The following is a 14,039-nucleotide window of genomic DNA, read 5'->3' as shown; positions in this document are numbered from 1 at the left end:
CCCCGAGAATCTGGCGCGTATACAGCGCCGCATCCTCGTCTCGGTCGCCTTCTTCGGTGTAATCGAAGAACGTCATGCTGAGCAGCTCTTCGCGTGAACGAGCGAGCATCTGGCACAGCGCGTCATTTACCCGCAGCAGGTGGCCCGCCGAGTCAGCTTCCGCAATTCCGATCGTCGCGGCTTCATAGGTCGCCGCCAGACGTTCTTCGCTGTCGCGCCGCGCTCTCTCGGCTTCGTGAAGATCGGTCACATCGGTCGTGAAGYAGCGCGTGTTGATGAACTCTCCATCCTCAAACCGGCTGTTGGACGTGATCAGCACATGCTTGATCGAGCCATCCCTGGCGCGAAGGCGAGCAGGATAACGGTCCAGCTTCTCGCCGCACGACAATTTGTGGAGAATATCGCCGATCACCGGCGCATCCGCGTGAAATTCCGCGATATGCCGTCCGACATACTCTTCGACGGTATAACCGAGAAGAGCCAGCTCCGCCTTGTTGGCGCGCTGGATGATCCCGTCTCCACCGACAATGTGAAGTCCTATCGCACTGTTTTCGAAGAAATCCTCAAGATCGGCTTTTTTACGGTGGACCTCCTCCTCTATGGCCTTTTGCGCCGAGATGTCTTGGAAGCAGTTTATCGCTCCTTGAATCCTGCCTTCGTGGTCTTTCAGCGCGCGGATGTTCACCAGCGCGACGAAGCGCGAACCTTCCGGTCTTTCGATAACCACCTCCGCATTGCGGGTCTCCTTGCCGCTGAAAACGGCCGTCGCCATCGGGCAAACTTCATGCGCCAATGGCGTGCCATCCGGCAGAAAGAGAGCGTGTGAGCCGCAGAAACGCTCGCGCTTCTCTTCAAGCGCTGGCGTTCTTCCCCAAAGATCGGCGGCCTCCTTGTTGTAGCGGACGAGCCAGCCGTCGTGATCACAGAGATAGACGGCGCCGGGGATGGCATCGAGCACGCTCGGCGCCGCCGCCACAAGCGCATCGTATTCACTCAATTTTCGCGAAGGGAGCGGGAATTCCTCGATATTCGACATCGGCGGCGTTAATCTCTCTGATGTTCCTCGATGTCGAGGCGGTGGCGACAGCAGAACCAAGTGCGGATATGATGGACAGAAGCCCCGCCGTGGTCCCAAAATGCAACTCTGCCTAACGGGCATCTCCAGTCTTTGTTTCATTTCGCACAAAATTTTCTGGAGTTACGCTCCATGAAGTGGTTGTGCTCTGGAGACGTCTTTTGGCGAGCAGTTCGGCATTGTCAGCTTTGAGGTAACCGCGAGAACCTCTTATTCCATGCTCGTTGAAGACTTCGACGACTTTGGGACTTACCAAGGACAGGGCAGCTCGCGATGCCGGAATTGCTCTTGGAATGGATCGATCGACACTGCCTCTAGTTTCGCATCGTCCAGAAGTTAGCAAATGACGCGAAGCATTTTGCACGACCCAGGCGTCGCGATGCCGCGAAGCCTAGGCGAGAGGTACTGCCGTGGGGAGCGTCGGAGCGGCAGGCCCATGAAATCGTAGACCAGCGCCACGTCGGAAAGCTTCCGCCTTACCATCCGGGACCGCTGACATATATTCCGACGAATGAACATTCGACAGAAGACAGTGTGGCGTCTTTGGCGGTCGATATCTCGAACCGTCGCTCTGTTGCTTGCTCTGTCAGCCRCATCCCTGGCAGCCGCCAGTCTCGCCGCTCCGTCCTCATCGGCTTCCACGCAAGTGGCTGTAGTGCTGAAACTGAACGGCGCCATCGGTCCAGCGACCGCTGATTACATGAGACGCGGCTTCCAACGGGCGGAGGAGGATGGAGCCCGCCTGATCATCCTGCAGATGGACACGCCGGGTGGTCTCGACACATCCATGCGCGATATCATTCGCACCGTGCTTGCCTCACCCGTGCCGGTGGCCGGTTTCGTGGGGCCTAGCGGAGCACGGGCCGCCAGCGCCGGCACGTATATTCTATATGCGAGCCATATCGCGGCCATGGCGCCGGGCACCAATCTCGGCGCCGCGACGCCGATCTCGCTCGGCGGAGGGTTCGATCCGAAGCCGGACGACGATGCACAAAAGCCTGACGGTGCGCCCCAGCAATCTCCTCGCAACGCCGGCGAGGCAAAAGCGGTCAACGATGCGGTCGCCTACCTCCGCGGCCTTGCGGAACTGCGCAACCGCAATGCCGACTGGGCGGAACGCGCCGTGCGCGATGCCGCAAGCCTTTCGTCGGAAGCCGCCATGCGCGAAAACGTTATCGACTTCACGGCAGCCAATATCGAGGACCTCCTTGCGCAGGCGCACGGTCGTGTCGTGAAAGTTGGCCAGACCGACATCCGGCTTGAAACCTCCGGCCTTGCCGTTCAGGATTTCGAGCCGGATTGGCGAACCCGGTTTCTTTCGGTGATTACCGATCCGAATATAGCGCTCATCCTGATGATGGTCGGCATCTATGGCCTCATTTTCGAATTTCTCACTCCAGGAACATTCGTCCCCGGCGCGATCGGCGGCATCTGCCTCATCCTCGGTCTTTATGCACTCGCATTGCTGCCCGTGAGCTATGCCGGCGTCGGACTGATCGCCCTCGGTGTCGGGCTGACCGTGGCGGAGGCGCATTCGCCATCCTTCGGTGCCCTCGGTATCGGCGGGGCTGCGGCGCTGGTGCTTGGCGCGACCATCCTCTTCGATATGGATATACCCGGCCTCGAGATTTCCTGGCCGGTGGTGGCGGGTATAGCCATCGGCAGCGTCATCTTCAGCCTCATCGTTGCCCGCCTCGCCTTCCTTGCGCATCGGCGCAACGTCGTTACCGGCACGGAGCAGATGATCGGCATCGCCGGCAAGGTCGCCAGCTGGAGAGGCACATCGGGCTATGTCATCGCGCATGGGGAGCGTTGGAAGGCCGTCTCCACAGGGTCGCTCGTCGCCGGCGACGCCGTAAAGGTAACCGGCAGAAGCGGTCTGACGCTCGAGGTCACGCCGGTCGCCCCGGAAGAGTGACGGCATTGGAAATCAGGGAGGAAAAGTCATGCGCATGTTTGCAGATATCGCCTTCTATTTCGTGGGTGTCCTTCTTCTGCTGCTCCTCATCGCAGCGGCGATCAAGATACTGCGCGAATACGAACGCGGCGTGGTCTTCACGCTCGGCCGCTTCACCGGCGTCAAGGGGCCGGGCCTGATCCTTCTTGTCCCCTATGTGCAGCAAATGGTGCGGGTCGATCTGCGCACGCTGGTGCTCGACGTTCCTAGCCAGGACGTGATCTCCCGCGACAACGTTTCCGTCCGGGTCAATGCCGTGCTTTATTTCCGGGTCATCGATCCGGAGAAATCGACCATCCAGGTCGAGGACTTCATGACGGCGACGAGCCAGCTCGCCCAGACGACATTGCGGTCCGTGCTCGGCAAGCACGACCTCGATGAGATGCTGGCTGAACGCGACAAGCTCAACAGTGACATACAGGAGATCCTCGACAGCCAGACGGACGCGTGGGGCATCAAGGTCGCCAATGTCGAGATCAAACATGTAGACATCAACGAATCCATGATCCGCGCCATTGCCCGCCAGGCGGAAGCCGAACGGGAACGGCGGGCCAAGGTCATCAATGCCGAAGGTGAACAACAGGCTGCGACCAAGCTTCTCGAAGCAGCCGAAATCCTGGCGAAGAAGCCTGAGGCCATGCAGCTTCGCTATCTCAATACCTTGAACGTCATCGCCGGCGAAARGGCTTCCACGATCATATTTCCGTTCCCCCTCGATCTCGGCAGCCTCGTGCCTATCAAGGCAGGCAAGCCGCCGGAGTGAGGCGCCGACCACTGTGGCGCCGGCAAAAACATACTGTTTCCTCGATTTCTGATTTCAGACCTGCCGATAACTACCTCGGGCTGGTAGACCGGATAGAAAAGAGGTCGCCTTTCCTATCCGGTTGACTTCAGACCCGTCTTGGTTAGTTTTGCGTCGATGGTTCCTGGCGGGCATTCGCGCTACGCCGGGTGAAAAGGGAATACGGTGAGGATACCCGCTAGGGACCGAGACCGTGACTGCCCCCGCAACTGTGAGCGGTGAGCAACCTCCAAATACCACTGGCAAACCTTTTGCGGGATGCTGGGAAGGTGGAGGACGCAACGACCCGCAAGTCAGGAGACCTGCCATCACGAGTGTAACCCGAACCGGGCGGGGAGTCCGGTCAGGAGAAATGATGGATAAGGCATCTTCCAGGCCGGTGGCGACACCTGCCTATTCCGTGGTCCAGTCAGCGCCGCATCAGTTCCTTGTCTGCAAGGGCTGCAAGCGAACTGAGCGCCACCGCCGACCAGGCGTCTCCATGATCGCCAATTTGCGTTCCGCAATCGCCGCGGCCGATCTTTCCGCACAGTTCGAAGTGACGGGGACCGCCTGCATGGGCGGCTGCCACCAGCCCTGCTTGGTAGCGCTCCGGGCTCCGGAGAAGGCAAGCTGGYTGTTTTTCAACCTCGATCCCGTCGACGACATAGCTGACATTCTACGGTTTGCTCGGCTTTATGCCGAACTTGACGACGGCTGGTGCCGCTCTGTCGACCGTCCAGACAATATCCTGGCGCGCCTGCCGGCGATGATCTTGCGTCCGGCGGACGCATCGGCATGAGTGATATCCTCTCCCTTGACCGTGTGAGCTGGGGACCGCCGCGCCATGCAGATATCGTCAAGGACCTGTCCCTCTCTATTCCGCGCGGTCAGATTGCCGCCATCTGCGGTGCGAACGGCGCTGGAAAGTCCACCTTGCTCCGGCTCATCTATCGCTTCCAGCGTCCGCGGTCCGGCTCCGTCACGCTCGATGGCCAGGACATTTGGACAATCTCGGCACAACAAGCCGCGCGCACCGTCGCCGCGGTCCTTCAGGAGCAACCGACCGATTTCGCCCTGTCCGTCCGGCAGATCGTCGCACTCGGGCGCTTGCCGCACCGCCGCGGCTGGGGGGGTGCCCTTTCTTCGCCGGGAATGGCCGATGCCGCCGTGATCGAAGGCGCCCTTGCCAAGATGGATCTGACGGGAATGGCCGATCGCCGGTTTGCCACCCTTTCGGGCGGTGAACGGCAGAGGGTGATGGTGGCAAGGGCGCTCGCGCAGGAGCCGCGTCTGCTCGTTCTCGACGAACCGACCAATCACCTCGACATCCGCCACCAGCTCGAGCTGCTTTCGCTCCTGCGAGGTCTCGGTCTCACCGTGGTCACGACTCTGCACGACCTCGGACTTGCGGCCGAATTTGCCGACAGGGTCATCGTCCTCCATCAGGGTCGCATATTGTCGGATGGGCCGCCCGACGAGGCGCTGAGCGAAGCGCACCTGGCGACCGCCTTCAACGTGCGATGCCGGATCGACCGTTCCGGTCCTCATCCCCGCTTCTCCTTCCACTTATAACCCGTGAGACAGCCATGATCCGCCCTGCCCTCGCCCTTCTTCTCCTTTCCGCCGCCCCGGCGCTCGCACACCCGGTGACGGTCAAGAGCTGCAATCGCGAGGTCACATTCGACGCGCCGCCGCAACGCGCGGTCTCCTACGATGTGAACATGACCGACACGATGCTGGCGCTCGACCTTCAGGACCATATGGTCGGCTATGCCGGTATCTCGCGCTATTACAAGATGGAGCCGGAGGTCTCGGCCAAGCTGGGCGATATCCCCGAACTCTCACCGCACCGCGTGAGCAAGGAGGTCCTGGCCGGCGCCGAGGCCGACTTCTTCTTCGCGGGCTGGAATTTCGGGATGTCGGTCGGCGGCGAGGTCACGCCCGAAACCCTCGAGCCCTTCGGCATAAAGGTCTATGAGCTGACGGAAAGCTGCAGCCATCTCGGCGAGCGGCCGAAAATGACTATGGAGGATATGTATGTCGACATCCTCAATATCGGCCGCATCTTCGGGATCGAGGAACGCGCCGAAGCACTGGTGAACGGCTATCGCGCCCGACTTGAGGAGATCACCAGGGATATCGACGGATCGAAACCGCTGAAGGTGTTCGTCTACGATTCCGGTGAGGACGCGCCGTTCACGGCGGGTCGCAACGGCATGCCGACCGCGATCATCGAGGCGGCCGGCGGCACCAACATCATGGAAGATGTCGCCAAGAGCTGGACGGAAGTGGCATGGGAGCCGGTCGTTGAGCGCAATCCGGAAATGATCGTCATCGTCGACTACGGCGATGTGACCGCCGAGCAGAAAATCGCCTTCATGAAGGGCAACCCGGCCTTCAGGGATATCGACGCCGTGAAGAACGACCGCTTCGCCGTTCTCTCCTATGTCGAGGCGACGCCCGGACCACGCAATATCGAGGCGGTCGCAAAGCTCGCCAAGGCCTTCTGGAGCAAGTAAGCGATGATTGCCGCCGCCCTTGCCCCGCGCCGAATTGGGTTGCGCCTCGGACTGGTCCTCGGCGCGGCGGCCATTCTGCTGCTCTCCATCGTCGTTGCCGTCTCGGTCGGCGCCGTCGCCATCCCGCTTTCGACCGTATGGGGTGTGGCGGTCGATCACGTCCTGCCGGGCATGATCGAGCCGGAGTGGAGCAACAGCCGCGCGAAAATCGTCATGGAGATCCGGTTCCCGCGCACGCTCCTTGCGGGTTTGGTCGGAGYCGGACTTGGTCTCGTCGGTGCGGCACTTCAGGCCGTCACGCGCAATCCGCTCTCCGACCCGCATCTCCTCGGCATATCGTCGGGCGGCGCATTCGGCGCCATTCTGGCGCTCCTGCATGTCGGGATGGTGATCGGCATCCTGACCGTGCCGGTCTTCGCATTCGGCGGAGCCATGGCCGCAACGCTGCTCGTCCTCGGTGTGGCCCGCCTCGCCTCCGCGACCTCAGCCGATCGCCTGGTCTTGGCGGGCGTCGCCGTGAGTTTCGTCATCATGGCCGCCGGCAACACGCTGATCCTTATCGGCGACCCGCGCGCCACGCACACAGTCGTGTTCTGGATGCTTGGCGGCCTCGGTCTGGCGCAGTGGTCTCATCTGATCTGGCCCGCGGCAGTGCTGGTAGTCGGAAGCCTGTGGCTCTGGTCGCGTGCCGAGGCACTGAACGCCATGTCATTAGGAGATGAAACAGCCGCGACACTCGGCATCAGCCCGGACAGGTTTCGAATGACGGTGTTCGTGGTCTGCGCACTGGTCACTGGCGTGATGGTGGCGTTTTCCGGCGTGATCGGATTCGTCGGCCTCATGATGCCGCATCTGGTCCGCCTTCTCTTCGGCGGCGACAACGCACGCGTGCTGCCCGGCTCCGCTTTCTTCGGCGCCGTGTTCCTGATCTGGGCCGATGCCACCGCGCGCGTCCTGATGGCGCCGGAAGATATTCCGATCGGCATCGTGACAGGCCTTTGCGGAGGCATCTTTTTCATCTGGATGATGGCGAAACGGCCTTCGTGAAGGYGCGAACCGCATGCGCGCGACGGGCGGCCGCCGCTCCGGTTCATTCCGGCAAGACCAGCCCCATCAGAATGCGAGCTGCGCCTTCATCGACCTGCTTCTGTCGCCGGCGGCTTCGAGGGCCATGACGGTATCAAGCGGGAAGGTCCCGCCCAGCAACGGCTTGAGATCGGRCCGGCGCTTGTTGATGAGATCGACGGCGAAACCCGCACGCGGTCGTTTCCGGCTTTGTCGATAGCCTTCAGGAGCCTCGCACACCTTTTATTTCGCCCTCGCGCCTGTCGAAGGCGCTTGGCGTCAAGGTCGCGAACCTCGCGGATATAACAGACGTTCATCGCAACACCCTGCGCAATCCCTCCTCCAAGCGCCTGCAGAGCAGGATGCGGGAAATGATAAAGGCAATCTCAGCGGCCGCCGAACTGACCGGCGATCTTCAGAAGGCAATCTATTGGTATCGAAACGAACCGATTGCAGATTATGGTCATCGCACGGCTGCAGAGCTTGTCGCCGACGGTGAGATCGAAGCTGTCCTCGCCTATATTCGAGACCTGGAGAATGGAGCGCGCGGGTGAAGACTACCCGGAGACAAACGTGAGAAGGTTGGATGAGGCGCCGTCTTCAACAGCGCCTCATTTGGCATCGTGCCCGGGACCATTTCCGCAAACCGGTACTCTACGCACGATTATCCTTGCAAACCGCCGGACATCGCCAGGAGACCTGCCAGCGGCGATGGTTCGGGCGAAAAAGCATCATAGGCACAGGGTGCCGCGAAAACGGCGATCGCCAGCATGCCGATAATGATGATGTGCTTCATCGCTCCCCTGGATGAGGGATGAGGATCACGTGACATTTAGCTCGACCTCAATATTGCCGCGGGTCGCCTTCGAATAGGGGCAGGTCCGGTGGGCTTCCTCGACGAGCGTCCGAGCGAGTTCCGGATCAAGGCCCGGAAGGCTGACATTCAGGCGGGCCTGCAGAAAATAGRCACCGTCCGTCGTGCCGAGATCGACCTCCGCATCGACCGCGGTATCGACGGGGAGCCTGAGCTTGCGCTTGCCCGCGGCAAGCCCCATCGCACCGATGAAGCACGCCGACCAGCCGGCTGCGAAGAGCTGCTCGGGATTGGTGCCGGGCTGTGCCGTACCTGGCGGAGACAGCTTCACGTCTAGTTCTGCATCGTCGCTGCGCGCGAAGCCGTCGCGTCCCCCCGTCGTGTGGGTCTTACCGGTGTAGAGAACCTTTTCGATCTTCGTCATGGAACACTCCTTTGTTCTGCCGATCACGGCGACATCCGCTGACGGGGAGTGGTTTGATGGATCGACGTATCTGGCATGTTTCTCAAAACAGCCGAAATGTATCGGAGAGTAGCTTCAGGCGGGCGGGAAACGTTCCCATACAGATGGCACCCGGATTTCCTCAGCGAAAGCTGACTTCCGCCGCAAGGCCTCCGCCCGCGCGATTGTAGAGCCTGATCGAACCGCCGATGGTCCCGGCGAGCTGCTGGGCGATGGCGAGCCCCAGCCCGGTGCCGCCGGTTTCGCGGTTGCGGGATTGCTCCAGGCGGAAAAACGGCTGCATCGCCGCATCCAGCATGCCATCCGGAATGCCGGGGCCGCGATCCAGCACAGAAATCGCGATGCTGCCATCCACTCGTCGATCGACCTCAATCTCGGCGCTGCCGGCAAACTTCAGGGCATTGTCGATGAAGTTCGTCAGGATGCGGCGAAGCGCATGCGGCTTGGTCGAGGCCGTGCCCCGCACGATACCTGAGACGGCAACCGCTTTCCCGGTATCCTGGTAGTCATATGCGATGCTGTCGATGAAGGAGGAAAGGTCGATGCGGGAGATCTTTTCGCCACTACCATGCGAACTGCGGGCATAGGCGATGCCGTCCTGCACCAGCCGCTCGATCTCGGCGAGATCGCTGACGAGCTTGTCCTTCTCGGGCGAGTCCTCCGCCATGTCGGCGCGCAGCCTCATCCGGGTAATGGGTGTCTGAAGGTCGTGCGAGATCGCCGCGAGGATCTGCACCCGCTCCTCGAGATAATGGGCGATGCGCTCGCGCATGRCATTGAACGCTCGCGCCGCATGGGCGACCTCGGTGGGTCCGGCCTCGCTCATCGGTGGCCCGTTCCTGTTCGGATCGAGCGTCTCGGCCGCTGCCGCGAACTCTCCGAGCGGACGGATCACCTGGTGGACGGCAAAAAGAGTAAAAAGAACCAGCAGACCCATTTGCACCGCCAGCACCCAAGGCAGCCATTCTGCGATCGGCATCACCCCCCTCGGCGTGATCTCAATCGTCAGCGGCGAGCCATCGGAAAGCGTCAGATGCGCCTGCAGCCGCTTTCCGTCGCCGGGAATGGACTCGATCCGCAAGGGAAACCTGTGCCCGGCTGCCTCCTGGACCCGCTCCGCGATCTCGGCGCCCCGGCCAGACATGTCCGGCACGCCGGGCAATCCCGGTCCCAGCACAAGGCGATAATTGCCACGGCTCAGGCGATCCAGCCAATCCGGCCGCTCGTCGGCCGGCAGACGGTCGATGACGGCGACCGAGGTCGCGAGATCGCTCTCCAACGTGCCGAGCATGACGGCCTTGGCCGACATATAGCGTTCTAGGAAGAGGATGCTGAAGGAGAGCCCATAGGCAATTGCAAGGCCCGCAAACAGAATGAGGAAAAGCCGAGCGCGAAGCGTGCTCGGCCACCAGCCCCGGCCGGACGTGCCGCGGTCGGACAGGCCGCCGATCATATCCTGGGCTCCGAAATCTCGACGGGCACGGAGAAGACATAGCCTTCCGCCCGCACCGTCTTGATGTAGGTCGGTTCGCGCGCATCGTCGCCGAGCCGCTGGCGCAGCCGGCTGACGAGAAGGTCGATCGAGCGGTCGAACAGGTCGGCGTCGCGGCCCTGGGTAAGGTTCAGCAGCTGATCACGGTTGAGGACGCGTTGCGGGTGGTCGATGAAGACCCGCAGCAATCGGTATTCGGCGCCGCTCAGCGCGATCTCCGTGCCTTGCCTGTCGAGGAGATGCCGGCCGACGGTATCGAGCCGCCAGTCGCCRAAAGCCAGCACCTGTCCGGCCTCGCTGATCTGCAGGTTGGGCGGCAACATGCGCGTCCGGCGCAGCACGGCCTTGACGCGCGCCAGCAGTTCGCGCGCGGCGAAGGGCTTGGCGAGATAGTCGTCGGCGCCCATCTCAAGGCCGATGATACGGTCCATCTCGTCGCTGCGGGCCGTCAGCATGAGGATCGGGATAGCCTTGTGCTTGCCGACGCGCAGTTCACGGCAGAGCACCAGCCCGTCGTCGCCGGGCATCATGACGTCGAGCACGATCAGATCGACCGCGTTGGCGTCCAGAAAGCTGCGCATCTGGCGGCCATCGGCGGCCACCGACGCACGCAAACCGTTCTTCTTCAAGTAGGATGACAGCAGTTCGCGGATTTCACGGTCGTCATCGACGATCAGGATATGGTCGACATGCTCCATGGACGGCCCTTCAATCCTTTCGGTCTATATGGCGGCGCACTCCGCTCTTCTTACCCTTGGAAGGGACCGCCGCGAAGCGGAGAAATGCCCCGATGATCCTTAGAATTTCGCAACGTCGATGACCGCCTGGGCAAAAGCCTGCGGCGCTTCCTGCGGCAGGTTGTGGCCGATACCGCCGTCAATGGTGCGATGTTCGTATTTTCCGGAAAACTTCTGGGCATAGGCARCCGGATCAGGATGCGGCGCGCCGTTGGCATCGCCCTCCATCGTGATCGTGGGAACGGTAATGACCGGCCCCATCGCGAGTTTGTCTTCATAGGCGTCATACTTCGCCTCGCCCTTCGCGAGCCCCAGCCGCCAGCGATAGTTGTGGATGGAGATCGCGACGTGATCCGGATTGTCGAAGGCGGCGGCCGAGCGCTCGAATGTCRCATCGTCGAAATTCCAGGTCGGAGAGGCCGTCCGCCAGATCAGCTTGGCAAATTCGCGGGTATTCGCCTCATAGCCGAGGCGGCCGCGCTCGGTGGCGAAATAGAACTGGTACCACCAGGAAAGCTCCGCCGCCGGCGGCAACGGCTTCCTGTTCGCCTCCTGGCTTCCGATCAGATAGCCGCTCACCGAGACCATTGCCCTGCAGCGTTCCGGCCATAGCGCAGCCATGATGTTGACCGTGCGCGCACCCCAATCATAGCCGGCAACGATCGCCTTATCGATGCCGAGCACATCCATCAGCGAGATCATGTCTGCGGCGAGCGCCGATTGCTGTCCGTTGCGCGGCGCATCTTCGGACAGGAACCGCGTGGTGCCGTAACCGCGAAGATAGGGGATGATGACGCGATAACCGGCCGATGCGAGGATTGGCGCGACATCCACGAAACTGTAGATGTCGTAAGGCCAGCCATGCACCAGGAGAACGACCGGACCGTCCGCCGGACCTGCCTCTGCATAGCCGATGTTCAGCACCCCGGCCTCGACCTGCTTCAGCGCTTCGAAAGAGGTGTGCGCACCGGCCTTGCCAACTGCTTTCGATGCTGCCGCAGCCGGCTGCGCGCTTGCCACGGAGGTGAGGCCGAATTCGATGGCGGCGACGGTCATGGCGGCCATGCCGAAGAAACGGCGGCGCTGGTGGTTGATTTCATTGGACATGGGTTCTCTCCGATCCGGGTTGATCACGATCGGAAGAAAGCCGGCGACATGTATCCCTCATGTGTCCCGCGCCGCCCTCTATTGAATGCGGATGTAGTATCCGGCCACCAGGATACGTTGCGATACAATTCCCCCCGACCCCGGACACATCCGGGATACGTCAGATCGACCAGATTGGCCCCGTGGCTGGCCGAGCCGCATCGCGGTCCAGAGCCCGAACCAGGTTTCAAAGGAAACGATGATGACGCTTCTTATCATTGCCTATCTCGGAGGCGCGCTGACGATCCTCAGCCCTTGCATCCTCCCGATCCTTCCCTTCGTCTTCGCCCGCGCCGGACAGYCGTTTGTCCGCAGCACGCTGCCCATGCTCATCGGCATGGCCGCCACGTTCGCACTTGTCGCGACGCTTGCGGCGGTCGGCGGAAGCTGGGCAATCCACGCCAATGAATACGGTCGCCTCGCAGCGCTCCTGCTCCTGGCGGTGTTCGGTGTCAGCCTGCTTTCGCCCCGCGTGTCGGCTACGATCACCCAACCGCTCGTCGATTTCGGCAATCGGCTGCTGAGCGCTTCGGGCAAGCCCGGCTCAGCACCGGCGGCGGCAAGTTCGCTGATACTCGGCATCGCCACCGGTCTGCTCTGGGCCCCCTGCGCGGGGCCGATCCTCGGCCTCGTGCTGACAGGAGCGGCTTTACAAGGTGCCAACCTCCAGACCACGTTCCTGCTCGCCGCCTATGCCGCCGGCGCCGCAACTTCGCTTGCCATAGCCTTGGTGGTCGGCGGTAAGGTATTTGCCGGCATGAAGCGGTCGCTCGGCGTCAGCGAACGCATCCGCCAGGCTCTCGGCGCTGCCGTGCTCGCCGGTGTCGTGGTCATCGCGCTCGGCCTCGATACCGGCCTTCTGGCACGCCTTTCCTATGCTAGCACCGCATCCTTCGAACAGGCCGTGCTCGACCGGCTGCATGCCGATCAAGCCGCCCGCGCACCGTCGGAAGTCGCCAGTAATGGAACGATCGTTGCAGCCGCCGACACCGCACGACCGTTCCGCAGCAACCTGCCGGTCGAAGGCCCCGCACCGACCCTGGACGGTGCGGTCGAATGGCTGAACTCGCCGCCGCTTGACCTCAAACAGTTGCGAGGCAAGATCGTGCTCGTCGATTTCTGGACCTATTCCTGCATCAACTGCATACGCACCGTGCCCTACGTTCGTGCCTGGGCCGAAAAGTACAAGGACCAGGGCCTTGTCGTGATCGGCGTTCATGCCCCCGAGTTCGCCTTCGAGAAGAAGATCGACAACGTCAGGAAGGCGGTTGGTGACTTCAAGATCGGCTATCCGGTCGCCATCGACAACGATTTCAGGATCTGGCGCGCCTTCGAAAACAGCTACTGGCCGGCCCATTATCTGATCGATGCCAGGGGCCAGATCCGCTACCACCACTTCGGCGAAGGCAACTACCGCCAGACCGAACAGGCGATTCAGGATCTGCTACGAGAAGCCGGCAGCGAGATGACCGCAAGCTCGACCGTGACACCGGATGCGAAGGGTGCCGAGGCAAGCCCGGACCTGAAGAATATCCGCTCGGGCGAAACCTATCTCGGTTACGAGCGCGCCACCAGCTTCGCCTCGCGGGAAACCCTGCGCGCCGATGCGCCCAGCGAATACTCAGTCGAGGAACCTAGCCTCAACGAATGGGGTCTCTCGGGCACCTGGACCGTCGGTGCCGAACAAGCGACCCTCGAGCGACCGGATGGTGGTATCGCCCACCGCTTCAGCGCCCGCGACCTGCATCTGGTTCTCGGGCCCGGCGCTTCCGGCAAACCCGTCCGCTTCCAGGTGACGATCGACGGCAAGGCACCCGGCGCCGACCACGGCGCCGACACCGACGCCGATGGCTACGGCACGGTGACTTCGACCAGGCTTTACCAGCTTATCCGCCAATCCGGCGACGTAGAGGCTCGGAACTTCGATATCCGTTTCCTCGACCCCGGCGTCGAAGCCTACGCCTTCACCTTCGGCTGAACTTCCTTC

General features: G+C 62.0%; 13 protein-coding genes, 2 pseudogenes and 1 riboswitch. Of the genes and pseudogenes, 8 read left to right on the top strand and 7 right to left on the bottom strand.

Going from position 1 to position 14,039, the window contains the following annotated elements; all coding sequences use genetic code 11:
• A partial coding sequence (locus LCM4573_RS16185) for a PAS domain-containing protein (protein ID WP_116285546.1) occupies positions 1-1,036 on the bottom strand: 1,036 nt, incomplete at its 3' end.
• A gap of 550 nt (positions 1,037-1,586) precedes the next feature.
• On the opposite strand from LCM4573_RS16185, the gene LCM4573_RS16180 reads away from it, so the two are divergent.
• From LCM4573_RS16180 to LCM4573_RS16155, 6 genes are all read left to right on the top strand, one after another.
• On the top strand, positions 1,587-2,993 hold the full coding sequence (locus tag LCM4573_RS16180) for a nodulation protein NfeD (protein WP_083347482.1): 1,407 nt from the start codon (positions 1,587-1,589) through the stop codon (positions 2,991-2,993).
• 28 nt (positions 2,994-3,021) lie between these two features.
• Positions 3,022-3,795, top strand: coding sequence for a slipin family protein (locus tag LCM4573_RS16175; protein ID WP_071007412.1), 774 nt, complete (start codon positions 3,022-3,024; stop codon positions 3,793-3,795).
• Positions 3,796-3,935: 140 nt separating this feature from the next.
• Positions 3,936-4,159, top strand: a riboswitch (cobalamin riboswitch).
• Between the two features lie 27 nt (positions 4,160-4,186).
• Positions 4,187-4,615 carry a DUF1636 domain-containing protein gene (locus LCM4573_RS16170; protein WP_198539736.1) on the top strand — a complete coding sequence of 143 codons (429 nt, stop codon included), beginning with the start codon at positions 4,187-4,189 and terminating at the stop codon, positions 4,613-4,615.
• Entirely contained in the window at positions 4,612-5,388 is a 777-nt protein-coding gene (locus LCM4573_RS16165) for an ABC transporter ATP-binding protein (RefSeq protein ID WP_071007410.1), read from the top strand. The genes LCM4573_RS16170 and LCM4573_RS16165 overlap by 4 nt, the downstream gene beginning before the upstream one ends.
• A gap of 14 nt (positions 5,389-5,402) precedes the next feature.
• The gene (locus LCM4573_RS16160; protein WP_071007409.1) at positions 5,403-6,335 is read left to right on the top strand and encodes an ABC transporter substrate-binding protein; all 933 of its coding nucleotides are present in this window, start codon (positions 5,403-5,405) and stop codon (positions 6,333-6,335) included.
• 3 nt (positions 6,336-6,338) lie between these two features.
• Positions 6,339-7,382, top strand: a complete 1,044-nt coding sequence (locus LCM4573_RS16155) for an iron ABC transporter permease (RefSeq protein WP_071007408.1) — start codon at positions 6,339-6,341, stop codon at positions 7,380-7,382.
• A gap of 66 nt (positions 7,383-7,448) precedes the next feature.
• Here the strand turns inward: LCM4573_RS16155 and LCM4573_RS28635 are convergent.
• Positions 7,449-7,589 (bottom strand): annotated as a pseudogene (locus tag LCM4573_RS28635) (L-idonate 5-dehydrogenase); the annotation flags it as partial.
• Positions 7,590-7,591: 2 nt separating this feature from the next.
• Here LCM4573_RS28635 and LCM4573_RS16145 point away from each other — a divergent pair.
• Positions 7,592-7,954 (top strand): annotated as a pseudogene (locus LCM4573_RS16145) (hypothetical protein); the annotation flags it as partial.
• Between the two features lie 110 nt (positions 7,955-8,064).
• On the opposite strand, the gene LCM4573_RS28795 reads toward LCM4573_RS16145, so the two are convergent.
• The 5 genes from LCM4573_RS28795 to LCM4573_RS16125 form a co-directional block, all read right to left on the bottom strand.
• Positions 8,065-8,196, bottom strand: coding sequence for a hypothetical protein (locus LCM4573_RS28795; RefSeq protein WP_274534858.1), 132 nt, complete (start codon positions 8,194-8,196; stop codon positions 8,065-8,067).
• A gap of 25 nt (positions 8,197-8,221) precedes the next feature.
• Entirely contained in the window at positions 8,222-8,638 is a 417-nt protein-coding gene (locus LCM4573_RS16140; protein ID WP_071007406.1) for an organic hydroperoxide resistance protein, read from the bottom strand.
• 160 nt (positions 8,639-8,798) lie between these two features.
• Complete coding sequence (locus LCM4573_RS16135) at positions 8,799-10,130, bottom strand: ATP-binding protein (protein ID WP_071007405.1); 1,332 nt, start codon at positions 10,128-10,130, stop codon at positions 8,799-8,801.
• Complete coding sequence (locus LCM4573_RS16130; RefSeq protein WP_071007404.1) at positions 10,127-10,867, bottom strand: response regulator; 741 nt, start codon at positions 10,865-10,867, stop codon at positions 10,127-10,129. Before LCM4573_RS16130 ends, LCM4573_RS16135 begins: the two co-directional genes overlap by 4 nt.
• A gap of 99 nt (positions 10,868-10,966) precedes the next feature.
• On the bottom strand, positions 10,967-12,013 hold the full coding sequence (locus LCM4573_RS16125) for an alpha/beta fold hydrolase (RefSeq protein ID WP_071007403.1): 1,047 nt from the start codon (positions 12,011-12,013) through the stop codon (positions 10,967-10,969).
• Positions 12,014-12,254: 241 nt separating this feature from the next.
• Here LCM4573_RS16125 and LCM4573_RS16120 point away from each other — a divergent pair, with 241 nt between their 5' ends.
• Complete coding sequence (locus LCM4573_RS16120) at positions 12,255-14,030, top strand: cytochrome c biogenesis protein DipZ (RefSeq protein WP_071007402.1); 1,776 nt, start codon at positions 12,255-12,257, stop codon at positions 14,028-14,030.
• Positions 14,031-14,039 lie beyond the last annotated feature (9 nt).

This window comes from Rhizobium sp. LCM 4573 (genome assembly GCF_001854865.1).
GTDB lineage: Bacteria > Pseudomonadota > Alphaproteobacteria > Rhizobiales > Rhizobiaceae > Neorhizobium.
Note: the sequence above shows the minus strand (reverse complement) of the source record. Positions and strands in the feature narration are given on the sequence as shown.

Bases quoted from the DNA above. Each gene is read 5' to 3' on its own strand.
- LCM4573_RS16165 (WP_071007410.1), top strand. From the start codon at position 4,612: ATGAGTGATATCCTCTCCCTTGACCGTGTGAGCTGGGGACCGCCGCGC.
- LCM4573_RS16160 (WP_071007409.1), top strand. From the start codon at position 5,403: ATGATCCGCCCTGCCCTCGCCCTTCTTCTCCTTTCCGCCGCCCCGGCG.
- LCM4573_RS28795 (WP_274534858.1), bottom strand. From the start codon at position 8,196: ATGAAGCACATCATCATTATCGGCATGCTGGCGATCGCCGTTTTCGCG.